This is a genomic window from Kribbella sp. NPDC048837 (assembly GCF_055586945.1).
This window is the reverse complement of sequence record NZ_JBVJHF010000005.1, coordinates 52,245-78,849: the sequence shown is the minus strand read 5'-3', so window position 1 is coordinate 78,849 and position 26,605 is coordinate 52,245. Positions and strand designations below refer to the sequence as shown.

The 26,605-nt window shown below is 69.7% G+C and carries 28 protein-coding genes; 15 read left to right on the top strand and 13 right to left on the bottom strand.

Annotated elements, in window-relative coordinates:
• Positions 1-142: 142 nt before the first annotated feature.
• Positions 143-1,642 carry an MFS transporter gene (locus ACZ6O0_RS23750; protein ID WP_465767150.1) on the bottom strand — a complete coding sequence of 500 codons (1,500 nt, stop codon included), beginning with the start codon at positions 1,640-1,642 and terminating at the stop codon, positions 143-145.
• A gap of 88 nt (positions 1,643-1,730) precedes the next feature.
• Between ACZ6O0_RS23750 and ACZ6O0_RS23745 the strand changes: the two genes are divergently transcribed.
• Positions 1,731-2,174, top strand: coding sequence for a MarR family winged helix-turn-helix transcriptional regulator (locus ACZ6O0_RS23745; RefSeq protein WP_465767149.1), 444 nt, complete (start codon positions 1,731-1,733; stop codon positions 2,172-2,174).
• Here the strand turns inward: ACZ6O0_RS23745 and ilvA are convergent, their stop codons facing one another.
• Positions 2,175-3,377 carry a threonine ammonia-lyase gene (gene ilvA, locus ACZ6O0_RS23740; RefSeq protein WP_465767148.1) on the bottom strand — a complete coding sequence of 401 codons (1,203 nt, stop codon included), beginning with the start codon at positions 3,375-3,377 and terminating at the stop codon, positions 2,175-2,177. It abuts the gene before it with no gap.
• A 53-nt stretch (positions 3,378-3,430) separates the two neighbouring features.
• Here ilvA and ACZ6O0_RS23735 point away from each other — a divergent pair, with 53 nt between their 5' ends.
• Positions 3,431-4,675, top strand: a complete 1,245-nt coding sequence (locus ACZ6O0_RS23735; protein WP_465767147.1) for a phosphotransferase family protein — start codon at positions 3,431-3,433, stop codon at positions 4,673-4,675.
• Between the two features lie 6 nt (positions 4,676-4,681).
• Here ACZ6O0_RS23735 and ACZ6O0_RS23730 read toward each other — a convergent pair whose 3' ends face one another.
• From ACZ6O0_RS23730 to ACZ6O0_RS23710, 5 genes are all read right to left on the bottom strand, one after another.
• The gene (locus ACZ6O0_RS23730; protein WP_465767146.1) at positions 4,682-5,479 is read right to left on the bottom strand and encodes a hypothetical protein; all 798 of its coding nucleotides are present in this window, start codon (positions 5,477-5,479) and stop codon (positions 4,682-4,684) included.
• 65 nt (positions 5,480-5,544) lie between these two features.
• On the bottom strand, positions 5,545-6,348 hold the full coding sequence (locus ACZ6O0_RS23725; RefSeq protein WP_465767145.1) for an ABC transporter permease: 804 nt from the start codon (positions 6,346-6,348) through the stop codon (positions 5,545-5,547).
• Positions 6,348-7,130: an ABC transporter permease gene (locus tag ACZ6O0_RS23720; RefSeq protein ID WP_465767144.1), complete on the bottom strand. Its 783-nt coding sequence runs from the start codon at positions 7,128-7,130 to the stop codon at positions 6,348-6,350. The genes ACZ6O0_RS23725 and ACZ6O0_RS23720 overlap by 1 nt, the downstream gene beginning before the upstream one ends.
• The gene (locus ACZ6O0_RS23715) at positions 7,130-8,077 is read right to left on the bottom strand and encodes an ABC transporter ATP-binding protein (protein ID WP_465767143.1); all 948 of its coding nucleotides are present in this window, start codon (positions 8,075-8,077) and stop codon (positions 7,130-7,132) included. The genes ACZ6O0_RS23720 and ACZ6O0_RS23715 overlap by 1 nt, the downstream gene beginning before the upstream one ends.
• Before the next feature lie 90 nt (positions 8,078-8,167).
• Complete coding sequence (locus ACZ6O0_RS23710; protein ID WP_465767142.1) at positions 8,168-8,896, bottom strand: SDR family oxidoreductase; 729 nt, start codon at positions 8,894-8,896, stop codon at positions 8,168-8,170.
• 155 nt (positions 8,897-9,051) lie between these two features.
• Here ACZ6O0_RS23710 and ACZ6O0_RS23705 point away from each other — a divergent pair, with 155 nt between their 5' ends.
• From ACZ6O0_RS23705 to ACZ6O0_RS23675, 7 genes are all read left to right on the top strand, one after another.
• Positions 9,052-9,657, top strand: a complete 606-nt coding sequence (locus ACZ6O0_RS23705) for a MarR family winged helix-turn-helix transcriptional regulator (RefSeq protein WP_465767141.1) — start codon at positions 9,052-9,054, stop codon at positions 9,655-9,657.
• Positions 9,654-11,264 (top strand): MDR family MFS transporter, encoded by a 1,611-nt coding sequence (locus ACZ6O0_RS23700; RefSeq protein ID WP_465767140.1) that lies wholly within the window; start codon positions 9,654-9,656, stop codon positions 11,262-11,264. The genes ACZ6O0_RS23705 and ACZ6O0_RS23700 overlap by 4 nt, the downstream gene beginning before the upstream one ends.
• A gap of 93 nt (positions 11,265-11,357) precedes the next feature.
• Complete coding sequence (locus tag ACZ6O0_RS23695; RefSeq protein WP_465767139.1) at positions 11,358-11,951, top strand: hypothetical protein; 594 nt, start codon at positions 11,358-11,360, stop codon at positions 11,949-11,951.
• On the top strand, positions 11,948-12,250 hold the full coding sequence (locus tag ACZ6O0_RS23690; RefSeq protein ID WP_465767138.1) for a hypothetical protein: 303 nt from the start codon (positions 11,948-11,950) through the stop codon (positions 12,248-12,250). The genes ACZ6O0_RS23695 and ACZ6O0_RS23690 overlap by 4 nt, the downstream gene beginning before the upstream one ends.
• A gap of 21 nt (positions 12,251-12,271) precedes the next feature.
• Positions 12,272-12,934, top strand: coding sequence for a nucleotidyl transferase AbiEii/AbiGii toxin family protein (locus tag ACZ6O0_RS23685; RefSeq protein WP_465767137.1), 663 nt, complete (start codon positions 12,272-12,274; stop codon positions 12,932-12,934).
• Entirely contained in the window at positions 12,931-13,287 is a 357-nt protein-coding gene (locus tag ACZ6O0_RS23680; protein WP_465767136.1) for a hypothetical protein, read from the top strand. The genes ACZ6O0_RS23685 and ACZ6O0_RS23680 overlap by 4 nt, the downstream gene beginning before the upstream one ends.
• Positions 13,278-14,072, top strand: a complete 795-nt coding sequence (locus ACZ6O0_RS23675; RefSeq protein WP_465767135.1) for a nucleotidyl transferase AbiEii/AbiGii toxin family protein — start codon at positions 13,278-13,280, stop codon at positions 14,070-14,072. The genes ACZ6O0_RS23680 and ACZ6O0_RS23675 overlap by 10 nt, the downstream gene beginning before the upstream one ends.
• On the opposite strand, the gene ACZ6O0_RS23670 is transcribed toward ACZ6O0_RS23675, so the two are convergent.
• The 3 genes from ACZ6O0_RS23670 to ACZ6O0_RS23660 are packed head-to-tail and all read right to left on the bottom strand — an operon-like array spanning position 14,069 to position 17,872.
• Positions 14,069-15,313, bottom strand: a complete 1,245-nt coding sequence (locus ACZ6O0_RS23670; protein WP_465767134.1) for an AI-2E family transporter — start codon at positions 15,311-15,313, stop codon at positions 14,069-14,071. The genes ACZ6O0_RS23675 and ACZ6O0_RS23670 overlap by 4 nt on opposite strands.
• Positions 15,314-15,343: 30 nt before the next feature.
• A complete protein-coding gene (locus ACZ6O0_RS23665) occupies positions 15,344-16,714 on the bottom strand; it encodes a glutamate mutase L (protein ID WP_465767133.1) in 1,371 nt (456 codons plus the stop codon).
• 3 nt (positions 16,715-16,717) lie between these two features.
• Positions 16,718-17,872, bottom strand: coding sequence for a cystathionine gamma-synthase (locus ACZ6O0_RS23660; RefSeq protein WP_465767132.1), 1,155 nt, complete (start codon positions 17,870-17,872; stop codon positions 16,718-16,720).
• A gap of 177 nt (positions 17,873-18,049) precedes the next feature.
• On the opposite strand from ACZ6O0_RS23660, the gene ACZ6O0_RS23655 reads away from it, so the two are divergent.
• The 5 genes from ACZ6O0_RS23655 (at position 18,050) to ACZ6O0_RS23635 (ending at position 22,486) form a co-directional block, all read left to right on the top strand.
• Positions 18,050-18,631: a hypothetical protein gene (locus ACZ6O0_RS23655; RefSeq protein WP_465767131.1), complete on the top strand. Its 582-nt coding sequence runs from the start codon at positions 18,050-18,052 to the stop codon at positions 18,629-18,631.
• A gap of 152 nt (positions 18,632-18,783) precedes the next feature.
• The gene (locus ACZ6O0_RS23650) at positions 18,784-19,983 is read left to right on the top strand and encodes a hypothetical protein (protein ID WP_465767130.1); all 1,200 of its coding nucleotides are present in this window, start codon (positions 18,784-18,786) and stop codon (positions 19,981-19,983) included.
• A 112-nt stretch (positions 19,984-20,095) separates the two neighbouring features.
• Entirely contained in the window at positions 20,096-20,677 is a 582-nt protein-coding gene (locus tag ACZ6O0_RS23645; RefSeq protein ID WP_465767129.1) for a hypothetical protein, read from the top strand.
• Between the two features lie 10 nt (positions 20,678-20,687).
• A complete protein-coding gene (locus ACZ6O0_RS23640; RefSeq protein WP_465767128.1) occupies positions 20,688-21,794 on the top strand; it encodes a hypothetical protein in 1,107 nt (368 codons plus the stop codon).
• Positions 21,795-22,054: 260 nt separating this feature from the next.
• A complete protein-coding gene (locus tag ACZ6O0_RS23635) occupies positions 22,055-22,486 on the top strand; it encodes an SRPBCC domain-containing protein (RefSeq protein ID WP_465767127.1) in 432 nt (143 codons plus the stop codon).
• Between the two features lie 226 nt (positions 22,487-22,712).
• Here the strand turns inward: ACZ6O0_RS23635 and ACZ6O0_RS23630 are convergent, their stop codons facing one another.
• Positions 22,713-23,009, bottom strand: a complete 297-nt coding sequence (locus ACZ6O0_RS23630; protein ID WP_465767126.1) for a DUF1905 domain-containing protein — start codon at positions 23,007-23,009, stop codon at positions 22,713-22,715.
• A gap of 35 nt (positions 23,010-23,044) precedes the next feature.
• Complete coding sequence (locus ACZ6O0_RS23625) at positions 23,045-23,641, bottom strand: TetR/AcrR family transcriptional regulator (protein ID WP_465767125.1); 597 nt, start codon at positions 23,639-23,641, stop codon at positions 23,045-23,047.
• A 99-nt stretch (positions 23,642-23,740) separates the two neighbouring features.
• On the opposite strand from ACZ6O0_RS23625, the gene ACZ6O0_RS23620 reads away from it, so the two are divergent.
• Positions 23,741-25,900, top strand: a complete 2,160-nt coding sequence (locus tag ACZ6O0_RS23620) for an MMPL family transporter (RefSeq protein WP_465767124.1) — start codon at positions 23,741-23,743, stop codon at positions 25,898-25,900.
• Here the strand turns inward: ACZ6O0_RS23620 and yczE are convergent.
• Positions 25,879-26,559, bottom strand: coding sequence for a membrane protein YczE (gene yczE, locus ACZ6O0_RS23615; RefSeq protein ID WP_465767123.1), 681 nt, complete (start codon positions 26,557-26,559; stop codon positions 25,879-25,881). The two genes, ACZ6O0_RS23620 and yczE, sit on opposite strands and share 22 nt — an antisense overlap.
• Positions 26,560-26,605 lie beyond the last annotated feature (46 nt).

Genomic DNA, 26,605 nt, shown 5'->3' with positions numbered 1-26,605 from the left:
AGCACCCTGGTGGGTCGAAACCAATCCGGGATGGCCCCGAAACCTCACCGAACGCAGCAGTGCGGGCCCCGGGGAGTAGCCCGGAACCCGCAACTGCGTCTCTATCAACTGCACAGCCCCAGCAAGGAGCTGGTTGTTGTCGTCAGGCGGCCGGGGTCATCTCCTCCGCGGCCAGTTCGTTCTGTACGGCGGCCAGCTCAGCGGTCTCCGCCTCCTCAGCGGCCCGGCGGGCCCGCAGCCCGCGCAGACCGGTCAGTGCGATCACCAGCCCGAGCGCCGCGATCCCGGTCACCACACCCAGCCCCGGCTTGTACGCCGAGAGCATCCCGGCCGGCGTGGTCACACCGACCGACTGGCTGCTGATCACCGCGGTCACGATCGCGAGGACCACCGCGCCGCCGACCTGGTTGGAGGTGTTGAACAGTCCGGACGCCAGCCCCTGCTCGTGGTCCGGAACCCCCGACACCGCCTGGATGTTCAGCGCCGGGAACCCGATCGCGAACCCGAGCCCGAGCAGCATGATCGTCGGGAAGACGGTCGAGAAGTACGCCGCCTCCGGGCCGATCCGCAGCGACAGGGCGTACCCGGCGACGAACAGCGCCATCGAGGTGATGATCATCGTCTCGGTCCCGAACCGGTCGGCCAGCTTGCCCGCGTTCGGCGACAGGGTGGCGACCAGCAGGCCGGCCGGCAGGAACGCCAGCGCGGTCTCGAACGACGACCAGCCGAGCAGGTTCTGCATGTACATGGTGCCGATCAGCTGGAAGGCGACGTACGCACCGAACACGGTCAGGATGGCCAGGTTGGCCCGCCGCAGCGAGGCGTTGCGCAGGATGCCGAGCCGGACCAGCGGGTGCTTGGACCGCAGCTCGATCGCGACGAAGGCGCCCAGCAGGACGATCGCCAGCGCGAACATCCCGAACGTCTGCACCGAGACCCAGCCGGCGTGCTCGGCGCCGACGACGGCGTAGACCAGCGACAGCATGCCTCCGGTGACGGTGACCGCGCCGGGGACGTCGTACCCGCCGGCGACCTCGTCCCGCGGGCTGTTCGGGATCAGCTTGATCGCGAACAGCAGCACGATCAGGGCGACCGGGCCGGGCATCAGGAAGGTCCAGCGCCAGCCGACCTCGGTCAGCGCGCCGCCCAGGATCAGGCCCATCGAGAAGCCGCTGGCGGCGCAGGTGGTGAAGATGCTGAGGGCGCGGTTACGGTCCGGGCCCTCGTGGAAGGTCGTGGTGATGATGGAGAGCGCGGCCGGCGCGGTGAACGCGGCGGCGACGCCCTTGACGAACCGCGCGGCGATGAGCAGTTCGGCGTTCGTGGCCAGCGAGCTCAGCATCGAGACCGCGGCGAACACGGCCAGCGCGATCAGGAAGACGCGGCGCCGGCCGAGCAGGTCGGCGGTCCGGCCGCCGAGCAGCAGCAGGCCGCCGTACCCGAGCACGTAGCCGGTCACGACCCACTGCAGGGAGGAGAGCGAGACGCCCAGGTCGGCGCCGATGGAAGGCAGGGACATACCGACCATGGACACGTCCAGGCCGTCGAGGAAGATCACGCCGCAGACCACCAGAAGCGCGCCCCAGAGGCGCGCGTCCCAGGTCATGCGGGCCGGTGATGTGGTGTGCGTTGTCTGTGTCACAAGGGGAGACTATTCCATGCACATGCATCTAATGTCTAGGCATTAAATGCGTTTGCATAGATTGCGCACGCATGGTAACGTCGCCTCCATGGCCGCTACGAAGGTCAGCGTCGGGACTGGTGAGACCGGCGCCGATGTCAGTGCTGATGTCAGGGAATGGCGTGAGCTGCTCGCTCGCCACGCCGACCTGACCTGCGCCCTCGACCGCGCCCTGCAGGCCGGTCACGAGCTCGGCATGAGTGAGTACGAGGTGCTCGAGCGCCTGGCCGAGCTGCCCGAGCAGTCCGCCAAGGTGGCGACGATCGCCAAGTCCGTGCACCTGAGCCAGAGCGCGCTGTCCCGCGTGATCGGCCGCCTCGAGGTCGCCGGCCTGGTCGAGCGGCACATGTGCGCGGAGGACCGCCGCGCCGTCAACGTCCGGCTGACCGAGGCCGGCCTGCAGCGCCAGACCGAGGCCAAGCCCACCCAGCGCCAGGTCCTGGCCGAGCGGCTGCACGCCCCGCTGGTGAAGAGCTGCGCCCCGCTCGACTGATCAGTTGAGCGTGTAGCTGTAGTCGTTGCTCGTCAGCGCGCTCAGCACGCGCCCGCGGTGATCCTCGCTGCGCAGTTCGAGCTGCAGCGCCACCTCGACCTCATCAAGGTGCAGCGTCTCCGAGATGCGTTCGTGCACCACCTCGATGATGTTCACATCTAGGTCCGCGAGCTGCGTGAGCAGTCTGGCCAGGCCACCCGGCGTGTCCGGGATCCGCACCCGCAAGGACAGGTACCGGCCGGCCGCAGCCATCCCTTGCCGGATGACGCGCATCAGCAGCAGCGGATCGATGTTGCCTCCGGACAGCACCACCACGACCGGCGGCTTGAAGCGCTTCGGCTCGTCGAGTACGGCGGCCACCGCTGCCGCGCCGGCCGGTTCGACCACGAGCTTCGCGCGCTCCAGGACCAGCAAGAGGGCCTTGGACAACGAATCCTCGCCGACCGTGCGCATCTCCCCGACGTACTGCCGGATCGCCTCGAACGGGACCTTTCCCGGCAGCCCGACCGCGATCCCGTCCGCGATGGTCGCCATGTGCTCCAGCTGGACCGGCTCGCCGGCCTCCAGCGAGGCCGGGTACGCCGCCGCGCCCGCGGCCTGGACGCCGACGACCTCGATCGGCACCCCGTCACGCTGCATCGCGCACGCGATCCCGGCCACCAGTCCACCGCCACCGGTCGGTACGACGACCGTCCGCACCTGCGGGCACTGCTCGACGATCTCCAGCCCGGTGGTCGCCTGACCGGCGACGATGTCGGGATGGTCGAACGGGTGGATCAGCACCGCACCCGTCTCGGCCTCGAACTCCAGGGCCGCCCGCAGACAGTCGTCGATCGACGTCCCGACGAAGCGGACCTCGGCGCCGTACGCACGAGTCGCCTTCTCCTTCGGGATCGGGGCGCCGTGCGGCATGAAGACCGTCGACTTGATCCCGAGCAACTGCGCCGCCAACGCCACACCTTGGGCGTGGTTCCCGGCGCTGGCCGCGACCACACCGCGTCGGCGTTCGGCCTTGGACAGCCGGGCCATGCGCACGTACGCACCCCGCAGCTTGAAGGACCCGGTGCGTTGCAGGTTCTCGCACTTCAGGAACACGTCTCCACCGACGAGTTCACTCAGCCACCGCGAGTACTCCAGCGGCGTCGGCGCAACCACGTCATGCAACAGATCCGCCGCCCGCGCGATGTCCCTGGCATCGATCACGCCCTCACCCTACGCACGAAAAGCCGTTGCACCGGCCACATACGCTGCAGGACATGGAAATCACAGCCGTCGTGGTCCGTGCGTCCGACCAGGCTGTCCTGATACTGCCGTCCGGTCTGCCGCGGGTGGAGTTCTCCGAGAAGGTCTGGTTCCCGGATGTCGAGCCGGTGCTGCGAGCACTGGCCGGTATCGACGCCGCTGTGCTGACCTGCCTCACCGAAGAGCCGACGACCTACCTGATGGTCTCGACCGGCGCCGCACCGGACGACGCGCGCTGGGTGTACGACGTCGATGACCCAGCAGTGGTCGCCGCGCGGCAACACCTCGCCCTGCCGCCGGACTCCCCCGTCACCCCGGCGTGGACGATGCCGGACTGGTACGACGATGCCCTGCCCTGGATCGCCGAGCACGTTGCGGGCCCGTGGAGCCAAGTGCGCTCGTGGGGGTTGTCGAACGTCCTGCGCGTCAACGGCCCGGACGGGGACATCTACTTCAAGGCGCTCGCACACTCCAGCACGATCCAGCCGGCTGGGCCGGACGCACTGCCACTCTTGTTCGCCCACGAGCCTTTGCTGTTGAAGGAGCTGTCGGAGGATCGGCCCGGGTCGGTGCCGACACCCGTGGCCATCGACGAGAAGCGGGCCTGGATGCTGCTGCCCGATCTCGGCCCGCCGTTGGCCGGCGAGTCCGACATCGCGGTGTGGATCGACGCGCTGCGGGGGCACGCCAGGTTGCAGCGCAGCTACGTGGATCAGACCGATCGGCTGTTCGAGTTCAGCTGCGTCGACCGGCGGCTCGCGGTCCTGGCGGCCGAGCTCGACCGCCTCCTCGGACCGAACCCGGCGACCGACCGGCTCGAGCCCGCCGAGCGCGCGCTGCTGCCGCGCCGGGCCGAACAGTTGCGTGAGGCAATCACCGAGCTGGCGGCGATCGGCGTACCGGAGACCCTGCTGCACGGTGACCTGCATCCGCGGAACGTCGCCGTCCGGGACGGCCGGGTGCTGGCGTTCGACTGGACCGACGGGTCCGTGTCGCACCCGTTCCTGGATCTGGTGACGTTCGCGGAGGACCGCTCACCGATCTCGCAGGACGCGCGGTTGACCGACGCCTATCTGGCCGAGTGGGAGGAGTACGCGTCGCCGGCCGAGCTCCGCCGGGCGCTCGAGCTGGCCAACGAGCTGGGTGCGCTCCACCAGACGATGACCTCGCTGCACCTGCCGGACCACCTGTCCGGGCCGAGCCGGGAGTCCATGTTCCGCGGAGCGGTGTGGTGGCTGCGGCAGCTCCTCAAGCAGTAGACCCGTCTACTTGTGCAAGATGGCCGACTGGTTCCGCATTCCGCGGCGAACCGGTGAGTCGAGATAGCGGTCCCAATCCGGACGGCGTTCGCCGCGCAGGAGGGCGTAGTACGCGAGTGCGTCGGCCAACGCCGCCTCGCGTAGGTACCCGCGGGCGAGCGGTTGCTTACCCCGGCCGTTCGGTCGCGGGCGACGCTCGTACGCCGCGTTCGCCGTGAAGATCCCGAGTCCGTAGAAGACGGTCAGCAGGTCGGTCAGCGGCTCGTGGTCCGGCCGCCGTGCGAGCGAGATCCGGTCGCTACCAAGCAAGAGCTCGTGCCCGACCTCGTGGGCGTAGATCGCGATCAGCGCGACCGGGTCGGCGACCAGCGCGGGCGCGAGGTGGATCTGGTTGCCGTCGGCACCACGGACCCACCGGCCGGATGGCTCCTTCACGACCGAGACCGACTTGACGGCCGAGGCCGACTTCAGCGTCGAAGCCGACCTGCGGTACGTCTGTCGGCGGACGCTGTCACCGACGAGCTCGAAGCTGAGTCCGCACTGCCCCGGCACGAGACCCATCCGGTCGGCGACCCGCTCGCACAGCTGCTCCGCGGCCGCGAGGCTGCCGTCGTACCCGGCCGGGATGAGGTCGTCCGGCAGCACGATCGGCCGGAGCAGGACGTCCCGCCCGAACTCGGCGATCAGCCAGTCCATCGACGACCGGATCCAGCGCCGGCGCCCGCCCGGCAGCCGCTCCCGGGGTGCTTTCAACCCGGCCCGCACCTGCTGACTGCGCCGCAACGCCCCGATCGGATTCCTCACCCGCCGGATCATGCCTTTCCGACGGCGCCGTAAACCCTCCGGTTCCGCCGGGTCGCACTCAGTGACTACTTCAGCAGCAGCTTCCCGAGCCGGCCGGAGGCGACGTACATTCCGAGGGTGCCCATGACGGCGAGGTAGGCGGCGTTGATCAGCAGCGACCAGCCGACGGTGCCGGTGGTGAAGGCACGCTCGAGGACGACGCCCTGGTAGAGCGGGGTGATCTCGACCAGCCAGCGGATCGCCTCCGGGTAGGTCTCGATCGGGTAGAACGTCGCCGAGAACAGGAACATCGGGATGATCGCCAGCTGCACGAACTCGAAGTCCTGCCAGCTGCGCATGAACGTGGTCAGCGCCATCCCGGCGCCCGCGAACGCGAACCCGATCAGCACCGCGGCCGGAAGCGCGAGCAGCGCCCACCACGACGACACCAGGCCCATGATCAGCATCACCACGACGAACATCGCCGCGTAGCAAGCGCCCCGCAGCAGCGCCCAGGTCACCTCACCGGTGGCGATGTCCCACGGCCGCAGCGGCGTCGCCAGCATCGAGTCGTAGAGCTTGGCGTACTTCATCCGGAAGAAGATGTTGTACGTCGAGTCGAAGATCGCACCGTTCATCGCCGAACTGGCCAGCATCGCCGGCGCGACGAACGCGGCGTACGCGATCGTGGTGCCGTCGGACAGGGTGAAGTCGCCGACCAGGTGCGCGACCCCGATGCCGATCGAGAGCAGGTAGAACACCGGCTCGACGAAGCCGGACAGGAACACCACCCAGGACCGCCGGTAGAGCAGGAAGTTCCGCTCGACGATGTGCCGTCCGCCGCCGAGGCGAACCGGAACCGGGACAACGCGGGCAGCGATCGTCGTCATCAGCCGACCAACCTCTTCGAGAAGCCGCGGACGGCCAGCCAGGTGCCGCCGACGAACCAGACCAGCAGGTAGACGATGTTGACGAGCGCGAGCCACGGATCGACCGTGCCGAGGCTCAGCGCACGGGCCAGCTCGACGCCGTGCCACAACGGGCTGACATAGGCCAGCCACTCGATCCAGTTGGGCAGCTGCGAGACCGGGAAGAACGCACCGGAGAACAGGAACGCCGGGACCACGCCGAACCGGAAGATCATCGCGAAGCCCGAGTCGTTGTCCAGCTTGGTCGCGTACGCCGCGACCGGGCCGGCCACCGCCATCCCGACCAGCAGGGCCACCGGCAGCCCCAGCAGCCCGAGCGGCGACTTCAGCCCGCCGAACAGCGTGATCACCACCATGAACACCGCACAGGAGCTGAACACCCGGAACGCGATGAACCCGAGCTGCCCGTAGGCGACGTCGGCCGGGCGCAGCGGTGTCGCGATCATCGAGTGGTAGAACTTCTGCCACTTCAGCCCACTCATCACCGGGTACGTCGCCTCGCCGACCGCGATCTGCAACGCGGTGGCGGCCAGCAACCCCGGCGCGATGAACTGCAGGTAGCTCACGCCACCGAGCGCGCCGGTCCCGTTGCTGTCGACGAACGAGCCGAGCCCGACACCCATCGAGGCCAGGTAGAGCAGGGGCAGCAGGAAGCTGCTGACCAGGGTGCCCTTCCAGGTCCGTTTGTAGACGGTCAGCCAGTAGTCGAACTGGCGACGCCCGTTCTGCAGTGCGAGGGCCATCAGTCCACCAGCGTCCGACCGGTCAGCCGGAGGAACACGTCCTCCAGCGTCGAGCGTCGCACCAGCACCGCGGCCGGCTGCAGGCCACGCTCGTGGACCGCGGCGACCGCGCGCTCACCGTCGTCGGTGTAGAGCAACAGGCGGTCCGGCAGCACCTCGATGCGCTGGGCCAGGTCGGCGACCTTGTCCTCCAGCGCGTCGTGATCGGACAGCATCACGTCCGGACCGAACCGCAGCTCGGTCACCTCGCGGGTCGAGTAGTCCCGGATCAGATCGGCCGGTGACCCCTCGGCCGCGATCAGCCCGCCGTCCATCACGACGAGCCGGTCGCACAACTGCTCGGCCTCGTCCATGTAGTGGGTGGTGATGATCAGCGTCACGCCGGCCTGTTTGAGCCGGAACAGCTTGTCCCACAGCAGGTGCCGGGCCTGCGGGTCGAGGCCGGTGGTCGGCTCGTCGAGCAGCAGCAGGTCCGGCTTGCTGACCAGCGAGCGGGCGATCGTCAGCCGCCGCTTCATGCCGCCGGACAGCTCGTCGACCTTGACGTTCGCCTTCTCGGTGAGCGCGACGAACTCGAGCAGCTCGTCCGACCGGCTCCGCGACTCGGCCCGGCTGAGGCCGAAGTACCGCCCGTAGATCGTCAGGTTCTCCCGGACGGTGAGCTCGGTGTCGAGAGTGTCGTCCTGCGGGCAGACGCCGAGCCGGGCCCGGATCGCCGGGCCGTCGGTGGCCGGGTCCAGGCCGAGGATCCGCAGCGTGCCGCCGCTGGTCGGGGAGACCGCGCCGATCATCCGCATCGTCGACGACTTGCCCGCGCCGTTCGGCCCGAGGAACCCGAACGCCTCGCCCTTCCACACGTCCAGGTCGATCCCGCGGACCGCCTCGAAGTCGCCGTACGACTTCCGCAGCCCGCGGACGTGCACCAAGGACTCCCGCTGCTCGCTCACGGGCCCGACCCTAGACGGACCTCCCGACACTTTTCTTGTCGTTTTGGGCGGTTCCATCTGGTGACCGTAGAACCTCAACAACGCTGGAGGTCAACCCCGGCCGACGTACGGCATCCCGGCGGCCATCACGGTCAGCGTCGGCACCGCGACCGAGGTCGGCAACTGCGCGATCCGGACCACGAAGTCCGCGACGATCCCGGGATCGAACGTCGGCTCGACGGCGATCGACCCGTCGGGCTGCAGCACGCCCTGTCCCATCCGCTCGGTCATCGGGGTGGCGGCGTTGCCGATGTCGATCTGGCAGGCCGTGATCCCGTGCGCCCGGCCCTCCAGCTCGAGGCCTTTGGTGAGACCGCTGATCGCGTGCTTGCTCGCGGTGTAGGCGATCCCGTGCGGCCGCGGTACGTGCGCCGAGATCGACCCGTTGTTGATGATCCGGCCGCCCTTCGGGTCCTGCCGCAGCATCAGCCCGAACGCGGCCTGCGCACACAGGAACGAGCCGGTCAGGTTGGTGTCCACCACCCGCCGCCAGTCGTCCTCCGACACCTCCTGCACCGGCGCAGCCGGCGCCCCGGTCCCCGCGTTGTTCACCAGTACGTCGATCCGCTCGAGCCCACCGAAGAACGCGCGGACGGCGTCCCCGTCGGCGACATCCAGCACCGCGAGCCGCACCCGCCCGCCGCCGTCGGCCACGGTTTGGCGCAGCCGCTCCTCCGTCCGGCCGGTCACGATCACCTCGAACCCGGCCGCCGCGAGCGCCAGCGCCATCTCCCGCCCCAGCCCGGACCCGCCACCGGTCACCACTGCCACCTGCGTCACAAAAGGCACCCTTCAGCCGTCGAACAAGCGTGCACAGATTCTCCCCCACTGCGGACGGTGACCGGCTCGCGACAGAGAGCAAGTGAGTGGCGACTCACTGGTCCATTGTGGAAACTCATTTGCGTGTATCACGCAAGCATGTATATGCTTGCAGCATGCAAGTAAACGACGCGTACACTCCGCAGACCCCCATCGAGGGCGTCATGCACGCGTTCACCCGGATCGGCCGCCGGCTGAAGGCCAAGCAGCCAGGCGACACGATCGACCACAGCGCGCACGTGGCGCTGTTCGTGCTGCGGTGCAGTGGCGCGCTGCGGCTGTCCGACCTGGCCGCGCGGATGGAGCTCGACGCCTCGACCGCGAGCCGGCACGTCCGGGCGCTGGAGCAGCTGGGCCTGGTCCGCCGCTCCCCCGACCCCGACGACGGCCGCGCCTTCCGGGTCGAGCTGACCGAGCAGGGCATCGAGCAGTGGGAGGACAACGCCCGCCGCCGGATGGAGCTGCTCAGCGCGGCGATGGAGGGCTGGTCCGAGGACGACGTGCAGACCTTCGAGCGACTGATGACCCGGTTCGCCGACGGTGTCGCCGCACAAACCGAGACCCCTTCCGGCAGCGCCTGGGCCGACAAGGGCTGGGCCGCGGTCGCCCCGCGAATCCGCCCCGCCTCGCCGGCAGAGCGCCGTACCGACGAAGACTTCGCGCCCGGCGGAGACCCCGCCGCCCGCGAGAACACCGACAACAACCTGGAGAGCACCAGATGAGCACCACTGAGCCCGCCACCGCCGGGGGCGCTGCGCCCGATAGCGGTCCGAGCTACCTGTCCCACAAGCAGATCCTGGTCATCCTCGGCGGCCTGATGGCCGGCATGTTCCTGGCCGCGCTGGACCAGAGCATCGTCGGTACGGCGCTGCCGCGGATCGTCAGCGAGTTCAACAGCCTGGACAAGCTGTCCTGGGTGGTCACGGCGTACCTGCTGACCTCGACCGCCTCCACCCCGCTGTGGGGCAAGATCTCCGACCTGTACGGACGCCGCCCGCTCTTCATCGCGGCGATCGTCACCTTCCTCGCCGGTTCCGTGCTGTCCGCGATGTCGCAGAACATCGAGCAGCTGATCGGCTTCCGCGCCGTCCAGGGTCTGGGCGCCGGCGGTCTGATGTCGCTGGCGTTCGCCACCATCGGCGACGTGATCCCGCCGCGCGAGCGCGGTAAGTACATGGGGTACTTCGGCGCCGTCTTCGGCCTGTCCTCGGTGGCCGGCCCGCTGCTCGGCGGTCTGCTCACCGACGGTCCCGGCTGGCGCTGGATCTTCTGGATCAACCTGCCGATCGGACTCGTTGCCCTGGGCATCGTCGCCGCCGTGCTCAAGCTCCCGCACGTGAAGCGTCCGCACAAGATCGACTACCTGGGCGCCTCGACGGTCGCCGCCGCGGTCACGTCGCTGCTGCTCGCGATCTCCTGGAGCGGCCCGACCAACGGCTGGGGCACCGGCACCACGATCGGTCTGCTGGTCGCGTCCGCCGCACTGGCCGTCGCCTTCGTCGTGATCGAGCTGCGGGTGGCCGAGCCGATCATCCCGATGGACCTGTTCAAGGGCCGGATCTTCTCCGGGTACGCCGGGTACGCGTTCCTGCTCGGATTCGCGATGTTCGGCGCGCTGATCTTCCTGCCGCTGTACCTGCAGGCGGTCAAGGACCTGTCGCCGACCCGCTCCGGTCTGGCGTTGCTGCCGATGATCGTCGGCATCTTCTCCGCGTCGATCCCCAGTGGCCAGATGATGAGCAAGAGCGGCCGGTACAAGCACTTCCCGATCATCTCCGCGGTCCTGGTCAGCGGCGCGATGGTGCTGCTGTCCACGCTGAGCCTGACCACGCCGTACTGGCAGCTGGCGATCTACATGTTCGTGATGGGCGCCGGTCTGGGTCTGTCGATGCAGATCACCGTCACCGCCGCGCAGAACAGCGTGCCCCGGCAGCACATGGGCACGGCGACCTCGACGATGACCTTCTTCCGCTCGATGGGTGGCGCGATCGGCACCGCGGTCTACGGCGCCGTTCTGACCACCCGGCTGAAGGCCCACCTGACCGACATCGTTCCGAACGCCACGCAGGCCATGGTCGACGGACTGGCCAAGGCGGCCAACAGCGTCCAGGCACTGCACGGGCTGAAGGAGCCGCTGAAGGGCTTCGCCCTGCACGGGCTGGTCGACGCGATGGACGACGTGTTCCTGGTCTCGCTCCCGTTCCTGGCGATCGCGCTGATCCTGGCGATCATCACGCCGGAGCAGCGGCTGGCCGGCCGCAACGACGGCCCGAAGCCGGAGAGCGGCGAGGAGTCCGTCGAGGCCTCCGCGGCCGCGGCGATGCACTGACCGCAGTCCGATCGAACAGCCGTCCCGGGAGAGTTTCCCGGGGCGGCTGTTCTGCTGTCCGGCTGACCCCGCGGGCCACTAACTTTCACCGGGATGAAGACTCTCGACCGGCCGTTGGACGACGACGACCACGCGATGGCGGACCTCGCCGAGGTCCGCGACTGGCGCCGCCTCGGCGGCCCGCACGCCGGTGCGACCGGCCCGGTTCCCGTCCGCGCGCTGATCAAGCGGGTCAAGTCCGCGACCAGCTGGCGGCCGTGGCCGGTCGGCCGCAAGACGGTGATCGACGACCAGCTCGACGGCTGGGGCTTCCTGACCCGGCGCCAGACCGAGCTGGCCGTGTACGACGACCAGATCCTGCCGCACAGCCCGTTCAGCGGCTGGGTCGCGTACGCGATCGGTTCCGGCGACATCGACGCGGCGGTCGCCGGCCTGGACGAGCACTGGCCGGCGAAGTTCGACCTCGCACGCCGGCACTGGGGACAACCGGCGTACGTCGGAACCGACAGCGGCCCCGGCTTCGTCGACGAGTGGTCCCCGGGAGCGGGCGCTGATCGCCGGCACCTGGCCGTGTGGAGCCCGCCGGGTGCCGAGATCCACCTGTACAGCAACAAGCCGGCCAAGCAGCCTTTGTCGGTGTCCGTCGGAATCAACTATGTGGTCTACCTCAACGAGGAGGGGACATGACGACAGCAGGACCCGCGGTCACGGCCCGGCGAGCCTTCCGCACCGCCCAGCGAGACGCCTTGGCCAACAGCGCCGTACGCCCCGGCACCGGCCCCAACAGCACCGTCTCCCCCGAGGCCCTCACCGCCGCCGCGGCAGCCCGTACGGCCCGGCCGGCCATCTCCGGTGACCTGGCCAACTCCGTCCGCGCCGCCTCCCTGCCACCGACCGGTCCGACCCAGACCCGCGCTGCCGCAGCCACCCCCGAACGCCCTCAGACCAACCAGCGCACCCCCGGCAAAGACGGCCACACCCGCTAGCCGACCCGGCACACTGAGCGCATGGATCCGCTGCAAACCCGGATGGCGACCGTCGGCCTCCGCGCGATCGCCGACGACGGCTTCGTGCTCGCCGGCGGGTACGCCCTCCGCGCCCACGGCTACGGCATCCGCGAGTCCGACGACATCGACCTCTTCACCAACGTCCTGGACGCCGACCACTTCGCCTCGGCCGTCGACCGGCTGGTCGCCGCCTACCGGGCGGACGGCCTGCAAGCCGAGGTCGTCCGGCGAGCCCCCGCCTTCGCCCGGATCGTCGTCACCGGCCCCCAGGGAGCCGAAGCCAAAGCAGACCTCGGCGTCGACCACCGCCAGTTCCCGCCGGCACCGATGGCGGTCGGCCCGGTCCTCTCGGAGGAGGATGCGGTCGGCAGCAAGGTCGGCGCCGTGTATTCACGGCTCGAGCCTCGGGACCTGATGGACGTCCAGGCCGTCCTGGACAGCGGCCGGTACGACCGCGACGCGCTACTCGCGCTGGCGGACCAGCGAGAAGTGACCCCGATCGACCGGCCGACGTTCGCCGGACAGCTGCGCGCCGGCAGCCGGCTGCCGGACAGCGGCTTCGAGCGGTACGGCGCGACCCCGGAGCTGATCGCCCGGATCCGGTCCACCGCCCTGGAGTGGGCCGAACAACTGAACCGGCCGTCGGCGAAGATGGGCGAATGAACGATCCGCGCCGGACCCGACCCGGGGACACGTACGCGTCCCGCATCCCGTACGTCGTCCCCGAATCGCTGGACCAACTGACCGGCCCGCGGACCGGGATCATCGAGCTCCCGCGACCGATCGACTGGAGCCCGCAGCCCCGCTACGACCTGGACAACCCGGACGACCGCGTTGCGCTCTACACCAAGGTGATCACCGAGGCCTCGACCGTGGACGACCTCAGCCGCTTCCTGAACAAGGACCTGCTGATCGAGCTCTGGCCCCAACTGCGCCTGCCGCGGTACTGCGTCCCCCGGTGGCACGAGGCGTTCCCGCAACTGGCGGCCCTGGGGTCCGGCGGCATATGGCAGTGATGGACCCCGAACACGCCCAGGTAGCCCGGATCGGGCTGTCGGCGGTCCGGGACCAGGGCTTCGCCCTGTCCGGCGGCCAGGCGTTCAACGCGCACGGGATCGGTGTCCGGGAGTCGCAGGACGTCGACTTGTTCACCGATCGGCAGACCGACTTCGGCGCGGCGGTCGGACGTCTGCAGACGGCGTACCGCGAGGAGGGGTACCAGGTCGACATCTCCCGGCAGTCCGCGGAGTTCGCGCAGTTCGAGCTGACCAAGGACGGCCGGACCACGCAGGTCGACGTCGGGCGCGACTTCCGCAGCCGGCCGCCGGTCGAGACCGAGGTCGGCCCGATGATCTCCGCCGAGGACGCGGTCGGTTCGAAGGTCGGCGCGGTCTACGAGCGCGGCGAGGCGAAGGACTACATCGACCTCGAGGCGGCCGCCCAGTCCGGCCGGTACTCGCGCGACGATCTGCTCGCGCTCGGCGACGAGCGCGAGGTGACCGGGATCGACCGCGACCTCTTCGCCGAGCAGCTCGACCAGGCCGGCCGGATCCCCGACGCGAAGTACGCCGAGCACGGCCTCAGCGGTGAGCAGACCGCGGCACTCAAGCAGGACATGTCCAACTGGGCCCAGCAGTTGCGGACCCGGGCGGCGAATCCCGACATGGACAACGCGATGCGGCTGATGGACTCCGGTCACGCGCGGCCCGGGAGCGGCCAGGCGGCTCGCTCGAACGGCGAGTCGGACCGCCGGTTCTCGCCGTACGAGCAGGGGCGCGGGATGGGTGAGCGGGGGAGCTAGTTCTCGGAGGGGCCGGCGGTCGGGTGGTGTCTTCGTCTTGGTAAGGGTCTGGGGGGTTCCGGGTCCACGTCGTTGCCGGCCAGGTGGTTGACGATGGTGTTGAGGACGGCGGCGGTGGGGACGGCGACCAGGGCGCCGACGATGCCGGCGATGACCACGCCGGTGGCGATCGCGAGGATGACGGCGAGGGGGTGGACGCTGACCGCGCGGCCGAGCAGGAACGGCTGCAGGACGTGGGCCTCGAGTTGCTGTACGCCGATCACCACGCCCAGCATGATGATCGCGACGATCGGGCCCTTGGCAACCAACGCGACCAGCACGGCGACGATGCCGCTGACCAGCGCACCGACCACCGGGACGAACGCGCCGACGAACACCAGGATGCCGATCGCACTCACCAGCGGCAGGCCCAGGATCGCCGCGCCCAGAGAGATCCCGATCGAGTCGACCGCGGCGACGATGATCGTGGCCCGGACGAACGCCGTCAGCGAGACCCACGCCTTCCGGCCGGACGAGTCCGCCTTCTCCCGCGCCCGCCACGGGAACAGCCGGACCACCCAGGCCCAGATCTGCTCACCCTGATAGAGGAAGAAGAACAGGCAGAACAGCGAGATGAAGAGCCCGGCGACGATATGGGTGGCCGTCGTACCGACCGCCGCGGCTTGCTGACCGAGCGCGCCGCCGGACGTGATCTGCTCACGCAGGGCCTTGATGGCATTGGTGACGTCCTCGTCGGTGAGCCCGAGGTTGATCCGGCCGAGCTCGCGGAGCTTCTGCACGCCCTCGCCGACCTGGGTGGACAGACTGTCGAACTGACTCGCGATCTGCGTACCGACCAGGGTGAGCAGGCCGGCGACCAGCACGATGGTGGCGATCACCGTGATCCCCGCGGCCGGGCCACGCGCGAGCCGCAGCCGCTGGAGACCGTTCGTCACCGGCACAAGCAGTGCGGTGAGCAGTACGCCGACCGTGACCGGAACGACCACCTCGGACAGGTACCGCATTCCGTAGCCGATCACGACGACGGCGGCCACGATTACCAGGAATCGCCAGGCCCAGGCACTGGCGATGTGCATCCCGCGCGTCACCCCGGCGTCGTACGGCCCTCGATCCGCCGTGTCCACCCGGTGCTCGTCCGTAACGGCGATCTCGTGCTCGACCGGCACGCTCTCACTGGACTCCCCCGCCACCTGGTTGTCAGCGACCGGACTGTCCTCGTCGTCCCGCCCCGCCTCGCTCATCACACCTCCGCGTCTCGCCTGCTGCTGAGACTAGTGCCCGGTGGCGCTGGTTCCATGAATGTGCGCAGCCAGCCCCTCGGCGGCCTTCGGGTTCTCGTCGGCCAGCAGACCGACGCCCGCGAGCACGTAGTCCTTGTCCACACAGACCTCGGCCCGCTCGGGAACGAGCCAGCCTTCCTCCTGTGCGTTCGCCCCGACCGCCCCCAGGATCCGCGCCGCCACCTGCGGCCCGTTGTGCCGCAGCACTCCCCCGGATCCGACCAGCAGGTCCACCTCGCGCAGATCCTTCCCGGACCGCTCGATCACCCGTCCCCCCGGGCCGAACACGATCCGTTGCCGCCCCGCATGCCGTCGGAGCGCGACCGTTGCGGCCACGGTCGCCAGTGTCTCGTCGTACGACGCCTCGATCGCACTGTCCGGCAGGTACGACGGATCGTCGTGCCGGCGGGCGGCCGCCGTACGGATCGAGTCGTCGTCCGCCACGAGACCGGCCTCGATACCCGCGGCGACCACCGGTACGGCGCTCCACCGCATGCCGAGGTCGCCTTCGACGGTCCGTGTCACCGGGTGGGTCGCGACCACCTCGCGGCCGAGGTTCGCGTCCTCGGGGTCGAGCTCGATCACCGAATGCACGTCGGTCGTCGCGCCACCGATGTCCACGACGGCCACGTCACCGTGCAACCCGGCCAGCACTTCGACACCGCGCAGTACGACGTCCGGCGTGGCGGCCCGGACCATGCGCGCGAAGGCGGGGTCGCGGGACAGGTTCTTCCCGCCGATCACATGCTTCAGGAACATCTCCCGGATCGCGGCCCGCGCGCTGTCCGGCGCGAACACCCCGATCTCCGGTACGACGTTGTCCGCCAGCACATGCGGTACGCCGGCCGCCGTCAGGATCTCGCCGACCTCGGCCCGGGCCTCGACGTTGCCCGCGACAACGACCGGCCGGCGCCACTTGTACTTCGCCAGCGTCTCGGTTGCCTTCAGCAACACTGCCGAGTTGCCGCCGTCGGTGCCACCCAAGAGCAGCACCACGTCAGGGCGGTCCTTGCGGAGCTCCTTCTGACTGGTTGCCGTCAGCCCACCGTTGACCACAGCAACGACCCGGCCGCCGCTGGACAGCGCGACTCGCCGGCCAGCCTCCGCGGTGACGAGCTCCTCGTTGCCCACGACACCGATCCGCAGGCCACCGCCCGCACTCGAGCAGGCGAGCACCTCGGCGTTCTCGACGCCGCGGTCGACCTCCGCCAGCATCGCCCGGCAGGCGTGCCAGCCGTCCATCACGTCCGTGTCGATCGTGGTGCGGTGCTCGGCTCGGGCGACCAGGTCGCCCGAGCCGGAGTCCACCGCGATCGCCTTGGTAAAGGTCGACCCGAAGTCGACCGCGACCACCAGGCCCACGGATCAGGACATCGCGCGGTCGAGGTCCTGCAACAGGTCGTCGACGGTCTCGATCCCGACGCTGAGCCGGATCAGGTCGGCCGGGACCTCGAGCGGCGTGCCGGCGACCGAGGCGTGGGTCATCTTGCCCGGGTGCTCGATCAGCGACTCGACACCGCCGAGCGACTCGCCCAGCGTGAAGACCTCGGCCTTGTTGCAGATGTCCAGCGCGTGCGGCTCGCCCCCGGTGACGCGGAACGACACGATCCCGCCGTACCGCTTCATCTGCTTGGCGGCGGTCTCGTGGCCGGGATGGCCGTCGACACCCGGGTAGAGCACCTGGCTGACAGACTTGTGCCGCTGCAGGAACTCGACGACCTTCTCCGCGTTGTCGCTGTGCCGGTCCATCCGGACGCCGAGGGTCTTGATGCCCCGCAGCACCAGCCACGCGTCGAACGGGCCGGCGACCGCGCCGATCGCGTTCTGGTGGAAGGCGATCTTGTCGGCCAGCTCGGCGTCGCGGACGATCAGTGCGCCGCCGACGACGTCGGAGTGGCCGCCCATGTACTTCGTGGTCGAGTGGACGACCACGTCCGCGCCGAGCTCCAGCGGCTGCTGCAGGTACGGCGAGGCGAAGGTGTTGTCGACCACCAGCAGGGCACCAGCCTCGTGGGCGATCTGCGCGACGATCGCGATGTCCGCGACGTTCAGCAGCGGGTTGGTCGGCGTCTCCAGCCAGACCACCTTGGTCTTGCCGGGGCGGATCGCGTCGCGGATCGCGGCCGGGTGGGTGACCGCGGCGGGCGTCATCTCGACCCCCCAGGTGCCGAGCACCCGGGCGAACAGCCGGAACGTGCCGCCGTACGCGTCGTCGGGGAAGACCACGTGGTCACCGGGCACGCACAGCGAGCGGATCAGCGTGTCCTCGGCGGCCAGGCCGCTGGCGAACGCGAACCCGCGGCTGCCCGCCTCGATCGCGGCCAGACACTCCTCCAGCGCAGTCCGGGTCGGGTTCGCCGACCGGGAGTACTCGTAGCCGTTGCGCAGCCCGCCGACGCCGTCCTGCTTGTAGGTGCTGGTCGCGTAGATCGGCGGCACCACCGAACCGGTGGTGGGGTCGGGCTCGTTCCCGGCGTGGATGGCGAGCGTCTCGAAGCCGTAGTGGTGTTCCGTGTTCACCGGACCAGCGTACGGCCTGGTCTGATCCCGGTACGCACGCCGTCCACAGCCGGGCCGATTCGGTGGATCCGAGTTGTCCACAGACGCGTCGAACCCGCTGGCAACTGACCCGTACGGCAGCCTACGGTTGCGCACAGTGGTTGCCACCGGACCGCATACGGAAGGACACGTCGCCGGATGAAGACGCAGGACAGGCCGCTCGACCAGGACGACCTGGCGATGGCGGATCTCGCCGAGATTCCGGACTGGACCGTCATCGCCGGCCCGGACGGCGACGAGTCCGGTCCCGAGGTCGTGCGCGCGCTCGTCCATCGGGTGATGTCGCAGACCAGCTGGCAGCCGTGGCCGCTGGAGCCCGGTGAGGTGATCGGCGCCGAGATGGTCTCGTGGGGATTCACCACTCCTCGCGGGACGACGATGATCGTGTTCGACGGGCTGGCGTTCCCCGATTGCCCGGACAGCGGCTGGTCGGCGTACGAGATCGGTCCGGACGACATCGCGGCCGCCGAGAGCGGGCTCGACGACCACTGGCCCGACCACCTCGCGCTCGCGACGAAGCACTGGGGACAGCCGGACTACGTCGGTGACGACCGGAGCCCGACGTTCGCGGACGAGTGGGAGCCCGGGGCCGGGACCGGCCGACGGCACCTCGCGGTCTGGTTGCGGCCGGGCGCGCAGATCCACCTCTACAGCACCAAGCCCAGCAAGGATCCGCTGACGACTGCCGTCGGCGTCAACTACGCCGTGTACATCGACTAGGAGACCTGATGAGCGAGCCCTCCCAGGAACCCTCCCGGCTGAGCCGCATGCGCACCGGGGTCTCGCGGTGGCGCACCACGCGGCGCGGCACGAAGACGCTGAAGGCGGCGTACGCGCAGGCCGCCCGCGACGTGAAGCAGATCGACCCGGTCGTGCGCGAGCGGATCGGGCGCGCCAAGATGACCGCGGCCGACCTGCAGATGCTCGCTGAAACGAACATCGGCCGCCGGTGGCGTCCGGAGCTGTACGGCCAGGCCGCGCAGGGCCTCGAGAGCTCCGCGGCCGCCCGGGTGCAGCAAGCCGGGACGTCCGCGGCGCCGACCAGCAATCCGTTCCGGCGGCTGGCCAACAGCGTCTCCCGGTGGCGAAATACCCGGCAGGGCACGAAGGCGCTCGAGGCGGCGTACATCCAAGCCGCGCGGGACGTGCAACGGATGGATCCGGCCGTGCGCGAAGCGATCGGGCGGTCGACGCTCACCGCGGCAGATCTGCAGGCGTTCTCCCAAGAGCATATGAAGCAGACCTTCCTGCCTGAGGGCCGCAACGGTGCGATGCCGCAGCAATCGCAGCAGGTGACGGCGCCGGATCAGCAGCAGATGGTTCAGCCGCAGCAGGTGCCTCAACAGGTGATGCAGCCGCAGCAGGACCGCATGACGCAGTTGCTTGCCGAGTACAACCAGCTTCAGGCGCAGGCCGCGCAGTTGCTGCAGACCCGGATCGCTCAGCTCCAGGCCGAGACCGCGCAGCTGACCGCGATGTACCAGGCTCAGATGGCGCAGCAGGCCCAGGTCAACCAGATGCTGCAGCCGGAAACAGGCCAGCAGCAACAACCCGGCCCTGAAGCCGTGCAGGCGGGGGTCGACGAGAATCTGCACCACGTCGGCAAGCACGCGGTCATCGAGACCAACGAGCCGGCGGCGCAACAGCCGGGCGGCGAGCAGCCGGCGGCGGTCGCGGAGAACTCCGATTACGTCGGCAAGCACCGCGTCGTCGAGACCCAGGAGACGTTCCAGCCCGGCCCCGACCCCAGCAACCCGTCGAACTGGGTCGACGTGGCCTCCGGCAACGCTCCGGTGCAGCCCCTGCCGCAGGTTGCCGACCAGCACGAAGCCAATGGGCAGGAAGCAGAGGCACTCGCCAACGGCGATTCGCCGGCGGTGACCGGTCAGTCCGAGCTGAGCCCTGCCGACATGCAGAACATGCACGCCGCGTTCGGCGGTGTCGCGAAGGCGCAAGGATCGACCGGCGAGCAGGTCCGCGAAACCGTCACCGAGTCCGGCACCGACACCGCACAGCACCGCACGAACGGCCACGCCGCCACCAGGAACACCGACACACAACTCCGACGCTGACGACCCCTACAACCCCAGGATCCGACCGCCGTTCAGGAAGCCGGGCGTGACCCCGGCGGAGGCCTACGGTTGCGGTCGAAAGGCTTGACACGGACGGAAGGAACAAGCCCGGATGAAGACGCAGGACAGGCCGCTCGACGAGGACGACCTGGCGATGGCCGACCTCGCCGACGTAGCGGACTGGACGAGGGTGGCCGGCCCGGACAGCGACGCATCCGGCCCCGCCGTGGTGCGAGCGCTCGTACAGCGCGTCACCGCCGCCACCGACTGGCAGCCCTGGCCCCTGGAAGCCGGTGAACAGATCGACCCCGCCGTAGCCTCCTGGGGCTTCACCACCCGCCGCGGCACCACGATGATCGTCTTCGACGGCCTCGCCTTCGCCGACTGCCGGAACTCGGGCTGGTCGGCGTACGAGATCGGCCCGGACGACATCGCGGCCGCCGAGACCGGACTGGACGAGCACTGGCCGGCTCAGCTCGAGCTCGCGCGCAAGCACTTCGGCGACCCCGACTACGTCGGCGACGACAGCAGCCCGGCCTTCCTCGACGAGTGGGGCCCGGGCGCGGGCGCGGACCGGCGGCATCTGGCCGTCTGGGTACGCCCGGGGGCGGAGTTCCACCTCTTCAGCGACAAACCGACCAGCGACCCGCTGACCAGGGCCGTGGGCGTCAACTACGCCGTCTTCATCGACTAGGAGTTCGGATATGACCACCCCCCACCAGGGCCCTGGGATGTGGCGGCAGGGCGACGCCTTCGGGGCGCTCGAATGGCTCGCGAACCTCGACGCCACCCAGCAGGAGAATCTGCGCCGCGCGGTGAACCACAAGCCGATCCTCACCCGGCTCGTCGAAACGGCCAGGCGGGTCCAGCAGAGCGCCATCGCGACCGGGCAGCGCCTCAGCGAGAGCGCGCAGGCACTGGCCAGCCAGACCCGCCAGTACGGCCGCGACGCCATCGCCCGGGCCGGTGAGATCCGGGACAACACCGTCGACCGCGTGACCGAGTTCGGGCAGCGCACCGCCGCCCGCGCCGGCGAGATCCGGGACAACACCGTCGACCGCGTGACCGAGTTCGGGGAGCGCACCGCTGCTCGGGCCGGCGAGGTCCGGGACGGCGCTGTTCAGTTCGGTCGCGACACGGCGGCCCAGGCGCGCCAGCTCGGCAGTGACGCCGCTGCCCGGGTCGGCGAGATGCGGGACAGCGCCGTTCAGTTCGGCCAGAACACCGCCGTACGTGCCGACCTGGCAGCGCAGCGAGCCAGCGAAGCGGTCCGCGGCGCCGGCCGGGCCGTCGGCGGCGCCGTCACGACGGGCGCCCAGGCCGTCGCGGGCGCCGGACGCCAGGTGGCCGACGCCACTCGGCAGACCGCGGGCAAGGTGTCCCGCTGGTACCAGGGCAAGCGGTCCTACGCCACCGAACGTGGGCAGTCCGCGATGCGCGCGTACCAGCAGTTCAGGAACGACCGGAATCTCGTCGCGCTGGACCCGGGGCAGAAGGATCTGCAGACCCTGACCGCTCACGCCCACCAACTGGTCGCAGCGGCGGAGCAGGGTCCCGCGGCCCAGGCGGCCGCCGCCCAGCGCCTGGCCGCTGCCGCCGCGGCCATGCAGGCCTCGAACACCCAGCAGGCCGCCGGCTCCGACCGCGACCTCGTCAACAAGTTCGCCAACGAAGGCCTCGCTCCGGCCGGGAACATTCCCGCCCAGCACGGCCCGCAGGCAGGCGCCCCGCAACAGCAGACCGGCAACGGCGAGGCTCAGAAGACCGGCGCCCAATCCCCCACCCAACGAGGCCCCGACCTCACCAAGTAACCACCAACACCCCCCGAACGCCGCCGGCCACCCCGGCGGCGTTCGCCTTTCCACCCCACCAACACCGCACCCCGCAGCCTTCGCCGTTCCCCACCCCATCACCCCCCGCAGCCTTCGCCCTCGCCACCGGCCAGCCGCAGCCCTCGCCAGCGCAGCGCCTCTCCTCCAGCGGCACCTGGATCGCACACCAGTCTTGACGCAACCTCAGGGTTGCAATAAGTTGGGTTGCAACTGATGGGTTGCTATTTGTGGAGGTTGTGATGGGGTTTCCTGATCGGATCGAGCGGACGGTCGAGCTGGCGCATCCGCCGAAGAAGGTGTGGGCCGCGCTGACCACCGCCGAGGGGCTCGGCACCTGGTTCGGGCATCAGGCGACGATCGACCTGCGGCCGGGCGGGTCCGCGCAGATGACGTGGAGCAGCGGCGACAAGGCCGAGATGCGGATCGAGCGGGTCGACGAACCGACCACGTTCGGCTTCACCTGGCACATCTACGGGCTCCCCGCCGAGGACCCACGGCGTACGTACGTCGAGTTCACCCTCGAACCCGTCGACACCGGCACCCGCCTCACCGTGGTCGAGACCGGCTTCGCACAACTCCCCGACGACGACTACCGCAAGGCCTTCACCAGCAACACCGAAGGCTGGGCCGCCGAACTCGGCGAACTCGTCGCCTACCTCAACGCCGCCTAACCCGACCACCGATCGACCTTCGCCCGCCGACCGGCGAGCCCGGGACGGCGCGCGACGCGAGCCGGGCGGTGGGAACGGGCACGGCCCGTGCCACCTCGCCGACGGCCGTCAGACGCCGGTCGGCGGAGAGGCACCGCTCGGCCGGGACCAGTCACCACCTGGTGCAGGCCCAGCTCCCGACTGCCGGGGGCGGCCGGCGCAGAGTCGGGGGCATGCGGGCGGCTGGCTAGAGGTCGGCCAGTTCGAGGTGGGTTTCCACCTCGGCACCTTCGGTGAGGTGTTCGGCGGTGCGGACTGGTTTCTTGACGGGGAGTAAATAGGTGCCGGATTTGCTGGGGAAGACCGAGGTCTGCCAGGTGGTGTTGCCGATCGTGGCGGTGACGCGGACCGAGCCGAAGCCTTTGTGGGTGCCTGCGGTCAGGTCGGCGATGTCGTCGCTGATCTCCTCGGGGACGGTGACGAAGTACCAACTGCCCTCACCCGGGTATTGCCACAGCGGCGCCGAGAACCGGAACGTGCTCACCCCCAGACGCTAACCCCAACCACCGACAAACCCAGCTAGCTCAGCGGTGATGCGTCCGCGACCTGGCGGGTGCGGCGGGCGAGGATTGCGGTGGCGGCGTCCAGGAGGGTGGATCGGATCTCGGCGTCGGTGACCTCGACGTCGAGTTCGATCGCCATCGCCGCCCCGATCGACTCGACCGCGGCGGCGGCGCGTAGCCGGTCGGCCGGCGTCGGGTCAGGGCCGGCGAGCCAGAGCTGGAATCGCCGGCTCCGCGCGATCAGCTGATCCAGGTCGTCACCGAAGGCCGCGAGTACGGCGGCGATGTCGCGGAGGAGCGTGGGCCCGGTCGATCGGTGATGGATCACGACGTCGACGTACGCCCCGAGCAGCTCGCGCTCGGCCTCTGGGGACCAGGCCAGCTCGTCGCTCAGCGCCAGCACGCGCTGCATGTCGTCGAGGAAGGTGCCGACGATCGCGCGGAGCAGCTCCTGCTTGGACGAGTAGTGGTAGTAGAGCGACGCCTTGGTGATGCCGACCTGCTCGGCGATCTCCCGCAGGCTCGTCTTCTCGTACCCCTGGGTCGAGAACAGCTCGAGCGCGGCGCGATGGATGGCCGCCTTGGTGTCGCGGGAACTGGTCGCGTGCTGCACGTCACCACCTTCTCACTTCACCTGCCTACCGGGCGGCAGGTAGTCTACCTACCGACCGGCAGGTAGAGATGGAAAGACAACCCGCAGGAGGGGTTCGGGGTGTTCACCAGACTCGGGCGATTCGTCGTCCACAACCCGTGGAAAGTGATCGCCGCGTGGGTGGTCGCGGCGGTGGCCGTGCTCGCCTTCGCGCCGACGCTCGCGGACGTCACGAACAAGGACCAGGCAGCGTTCCTGCCGGACACGTACGAGTCCGTGCAGGCACAGAAGCTGGCCGCGGACGCGTTCGGGCAGACCAACGACGCGACCGCGAGCATCGTGGTCAAGCGCGCGGCCGGCGGCGAACTGACCGCCGCCGACCAGGCCAAGGTGGCCGAGCTCGCGACGAAGATCACCGCGGCGAAGATCGATCGCGTCACCGGCGCGATCACCGGCCCGCAGGCGGTCTCGCCGAACAAGCAGGTCCAGATCGTCAGCGTCGGCCTGAAGGGCCTGCCGGACGACCAGGCCGTGCTCGACGCGGTGCAGAAGATCCGCGACGTCACCGGCCCGGCCCTGACCGGCGCGGATCTCGAGTACGGCGTCACCGGCGACGCGGCGCTCTATCTCGACAACCAGGACGCGTTCAACAACGCGTTCGTCGTGGTCGGCATCGCAACCGTCGTCCTGATCATCGGCCTGCTGCTGGTCATCTACCGCAGCCCGGTCGCCGCGTTCCTGCCGATCCTGACCGTCGGCCTGGTCGCCGCGATCGCACCCGGTCTGATCGCGCTGGCGGCGAAGGCGTTCGACCTGCAGGTGACGCAGGATCTGCAGACCATCCTGACCGTCGTGCTGTACGGCGTCGGCACGGACTACATCCTGTTCCTGCTGTTCCGCTTCCGCGAACGTCTCCGCGCCGGCGAGCAGCCGAAGGAGGCCCTGGTCAACGCGACCGCCCGTGTCGCCGAGGTCATCGTCTCGGCAGCGGGCGCGATCATCGTCGCCTTCAGTGCTCTGCTGCTGGCCGTGTTCGGTGGGTTCAAGAGCCTCGGCCCGGGCCTCGCGATCGCCGTCGCGGTGATGGCGTTCGCCGCGATCACGCTGATCCCGGCGGTCGTCTCGCTGCTCGGCTCGAAGGTGTTCTGGCCGTCGAAGTCGTGGCAGAAGACGCCGAAGGGCGCGATGTTCAAGCGCTTCGGCCGCTTCACCGCGCGGCGTCCGGCCGTGGTCGCGCTGGCCTCGGGCGGTGTGATGGTCGCGCTCGCCCTCGGCGCGCTCGGGATGAAGGTCGACTACGACGCGTTCAGCCAGCTCCCCGACGGCACCGAATCCGCCCGCGCGGTCAAGGATCTGCAGGCCGGCTTCCCCGCCGGTGCGCTCAACCCGACCACGGTCTACGTGCGCAGCTCCGACGGTACGGCGCTCAGTCCGGCAGAGCTCACGACGTACGCCGGGAAGCTCGCGAAGGTGGACGGGGTCGGTGCCGTGCTCCCGGCCACCGCGGACGGCAGTCTGGCGCTGCTCAACGCGGACAAGACGGTTGCCCAGATCAACGTCGTACTGAGTGAGCCGCCGTACGCGACGTCATCGTTGGACCTGGTCGACGGGAAGCTGCGTGAGGTCGCGCATGCCGAGGCGCCGGCCGGGACGACCGCGCTGCTCGGCGGGGTGACCGCGAGCTACACCGACATCCGGGACGCGAACAGCCGGGACCTGTCGGTGATCTTCCCGGTCGCGGGCGGACTGATCGCGATCATCCTCGCGCTGCTGCTGCGGTCGCTGCTGGCTCCGCTGGTGCTGATGCTCGCGGTCGTGCTGAGCTTCTTCAGCTCGATCGGCGCGACGGTGCTGGTGTTCCAGGGGGCCGCGGGGCACGCGGGTGTGACGTTCTCGCTGCCGATCATGCTCTACCTGTTTGTCGTTGCCATCGGCACCGATTACAACATCCTGATGATCGCGCGGTTGCGGGAGGAGGCCGAGCGCGGGACCGAACCGCGCGAGGCCGCCGACCTCGCGATCGAGCACGGCGGCCCGTCGGTCGCCGCGGCCGGGCTGATCCTGGCCGGCACGTTCTCGTCGCTGATGCTGGCGGGGATGGCGCTGCTGACCGAGATGGGCTTCTCGGTTGCCGCCGGCATCGTCATCTCCGCCTTCGTGATGTCGATCTTCCTGGTCCCCAGCGTCGTCGCCCTGCTCGGCCGCCGCGCCTGGTGGCCGCGCCGGATCACCTCCGGCTCGACCGCTCCCGAGGAGCGTCAGCTGGAACCGGTCGGCTGACGCACGGTCTTCAGCCGGACGGTGAAGATCGGCAGGAGGAAGTGGACGAGTGGGCCGATCGACAGCGCGTAGACGACCGTGCCCACTCCGATCGATCCGCCGAGCAGGAACCCGGTCGCGAGGACGGTGAGCTCGAGGGTCGTGCGGACCAGGCGGACGCTCAGGCCGGTACGGCGTACCAGGCCGGTCATCAGGCCGTCACGGGGACCGGGGCCGAACTGGGCGCCGATGTAGAGCGCACTGGCCAGCGCGTTCAGGACGACACCCGCGACCATGAAGACGATCCGCAGCCAGAGCGCGTCCGGCCGATCGACCGTCGCCAGCGTCAGGTCCGTGACCAGGCCGATCACGATCGCGTTGCTGATCGTGCCGAGACCGGGCCACTGCCGTAGCGGGATCCAGGCCAGCAGTACGACGAAGCTCACGGCGATCACCACGGTGCCGAAGCTGAGCTGCACGTGCTTGGTGATGCCGGAGTGGAACACGTCCCACGGGTCCAGGCCGAGGTTGCCCTGGATCATCAGTCCCATCGAGGCGCCGTACAGGGTCAGGCCGACGTACAGCTGGACCAGACGGCGCGGCAGGTGGCCTGCTTTCAGCTGCTGGATCGGGTTCAGGGGGGCGAGTTGGCGCGGCGGGGCATCGGAAGTGGCGGTCACTTCTCCAGTCTGCGGAGTAAGTGGCCTGGTAATCGATAGCCAATTA

Coding starts and splice junctions, on each gene's coding strand:
- ACZ6O0_RS23745 (WP_465767149.1), top strand. CDS start 1,731: ATGGCCGCTACGAAGGTCAGCGTCGGGACTGGTGAGACCGGCGCCGAT.
- ACZ6O0_RS23735 (WP_465767147.1), top strand. CDS start 3,431: ATGGAAATCACAGCCGTCGTGGTCCGTGCGTCCGACCAGGCTGTCCTG.
- ACZ6O0_RS23725 (WP_465767145.1), bottom strand. CDS start 6,348: ATGACGACGATCGCTGCCCGCGTTGTCCCGGTTCCGGTTCGCCTCGGC.
- ACZ6O0_RS23720 (WP_465767144.1), bottom strand. CDS start 7,130: ATGGCCCTCGCACTGCAGAACGGGCGTCGCCAGTTCGACTACTGGCTG.
- ACZ6O0_RS23705 (WP_465767141.1), top strand. CDS start 9,052: ATGCAAGTAAACGACGCGTACACTCCGCAGACCCCCATCGAGGGCGTC.
- ACZ6O0_RS23700 (WP_465767140.1), top strand. CDS start 9,654: ATGAGCACCACTGAGCCCGCCACCGCCGGGGGCGCTGCGCCCGATAGC.
- ACZ6O0_RS23695 (WP_465767139.1), top strand. CDS start 11,358: ATGAAGACTCTCGACCGGCCGTTGGACGACGACGACCACGCGATGGCG.
- ACZ6O0_RS23690 (WP_465767138.1), top strand. CDS start 11,948: ATGACGACAGCAGGACCCGCGGTCACGGCCCGGCGAGCCTTCCGCACC.
- ACZ6O0_RS23685 (WP_465767137.1), top strand. CDS start 12,272: ATGGATCCGCTGCAAACCCGGATGGCGACCGTCGGCCTCCGCGCGATC.
- ACZ6O0_RS23680 (WP_465767136.1), top strand. CDS start 12,931: ATGAACGATCCGCGCCGGACCCGACCCGGGGACACGTACGCGTCCCGC.
- ACZ6O0_RS23675 (WP_465767135.1), top strand. CDS start 13,278: ATGGCAGTGATGGACCCCGAACACGCCCAGGTAGCCCGGATCGGGCTG.
- ACZ6O0_RS23670 (WP_465767134.1), bottom strand. CDS start 15,313: ATGAGCGAGGCGGGGCGGGACGACGAGGACAGTCCGGTCGCTGACAAC.
- ACZ6O0_RS23655 (WP_465767131.1), top strand. CDS start 18,050: ATGAAGACGCAGGACAGGCCGCTCGACCAGGACGACCTGGCGATGGCG.
- ACZ6O0_RS23645 (WP_465767129.1), top strand. CDS start 20,096: ATGAAGACGCAGGACAGGCCGCTCGACGAGGACGACCTGGCGATGGCC.
- ACZ6O0_RS23640 (WP_465767128.1), top strand. CDS start 20,688: ATGACCACCCCCCACCAGGGCCCTGGGATGTGGCGGCAGGGCGACGCC.
- ACZ6O0_RS23635 (WP_465767127.1), top strand. CDS start 22,055: ATGGGGTTTCCTGATCGGATCGAGCGGACGGTCGAGCTGGCGCATCCG.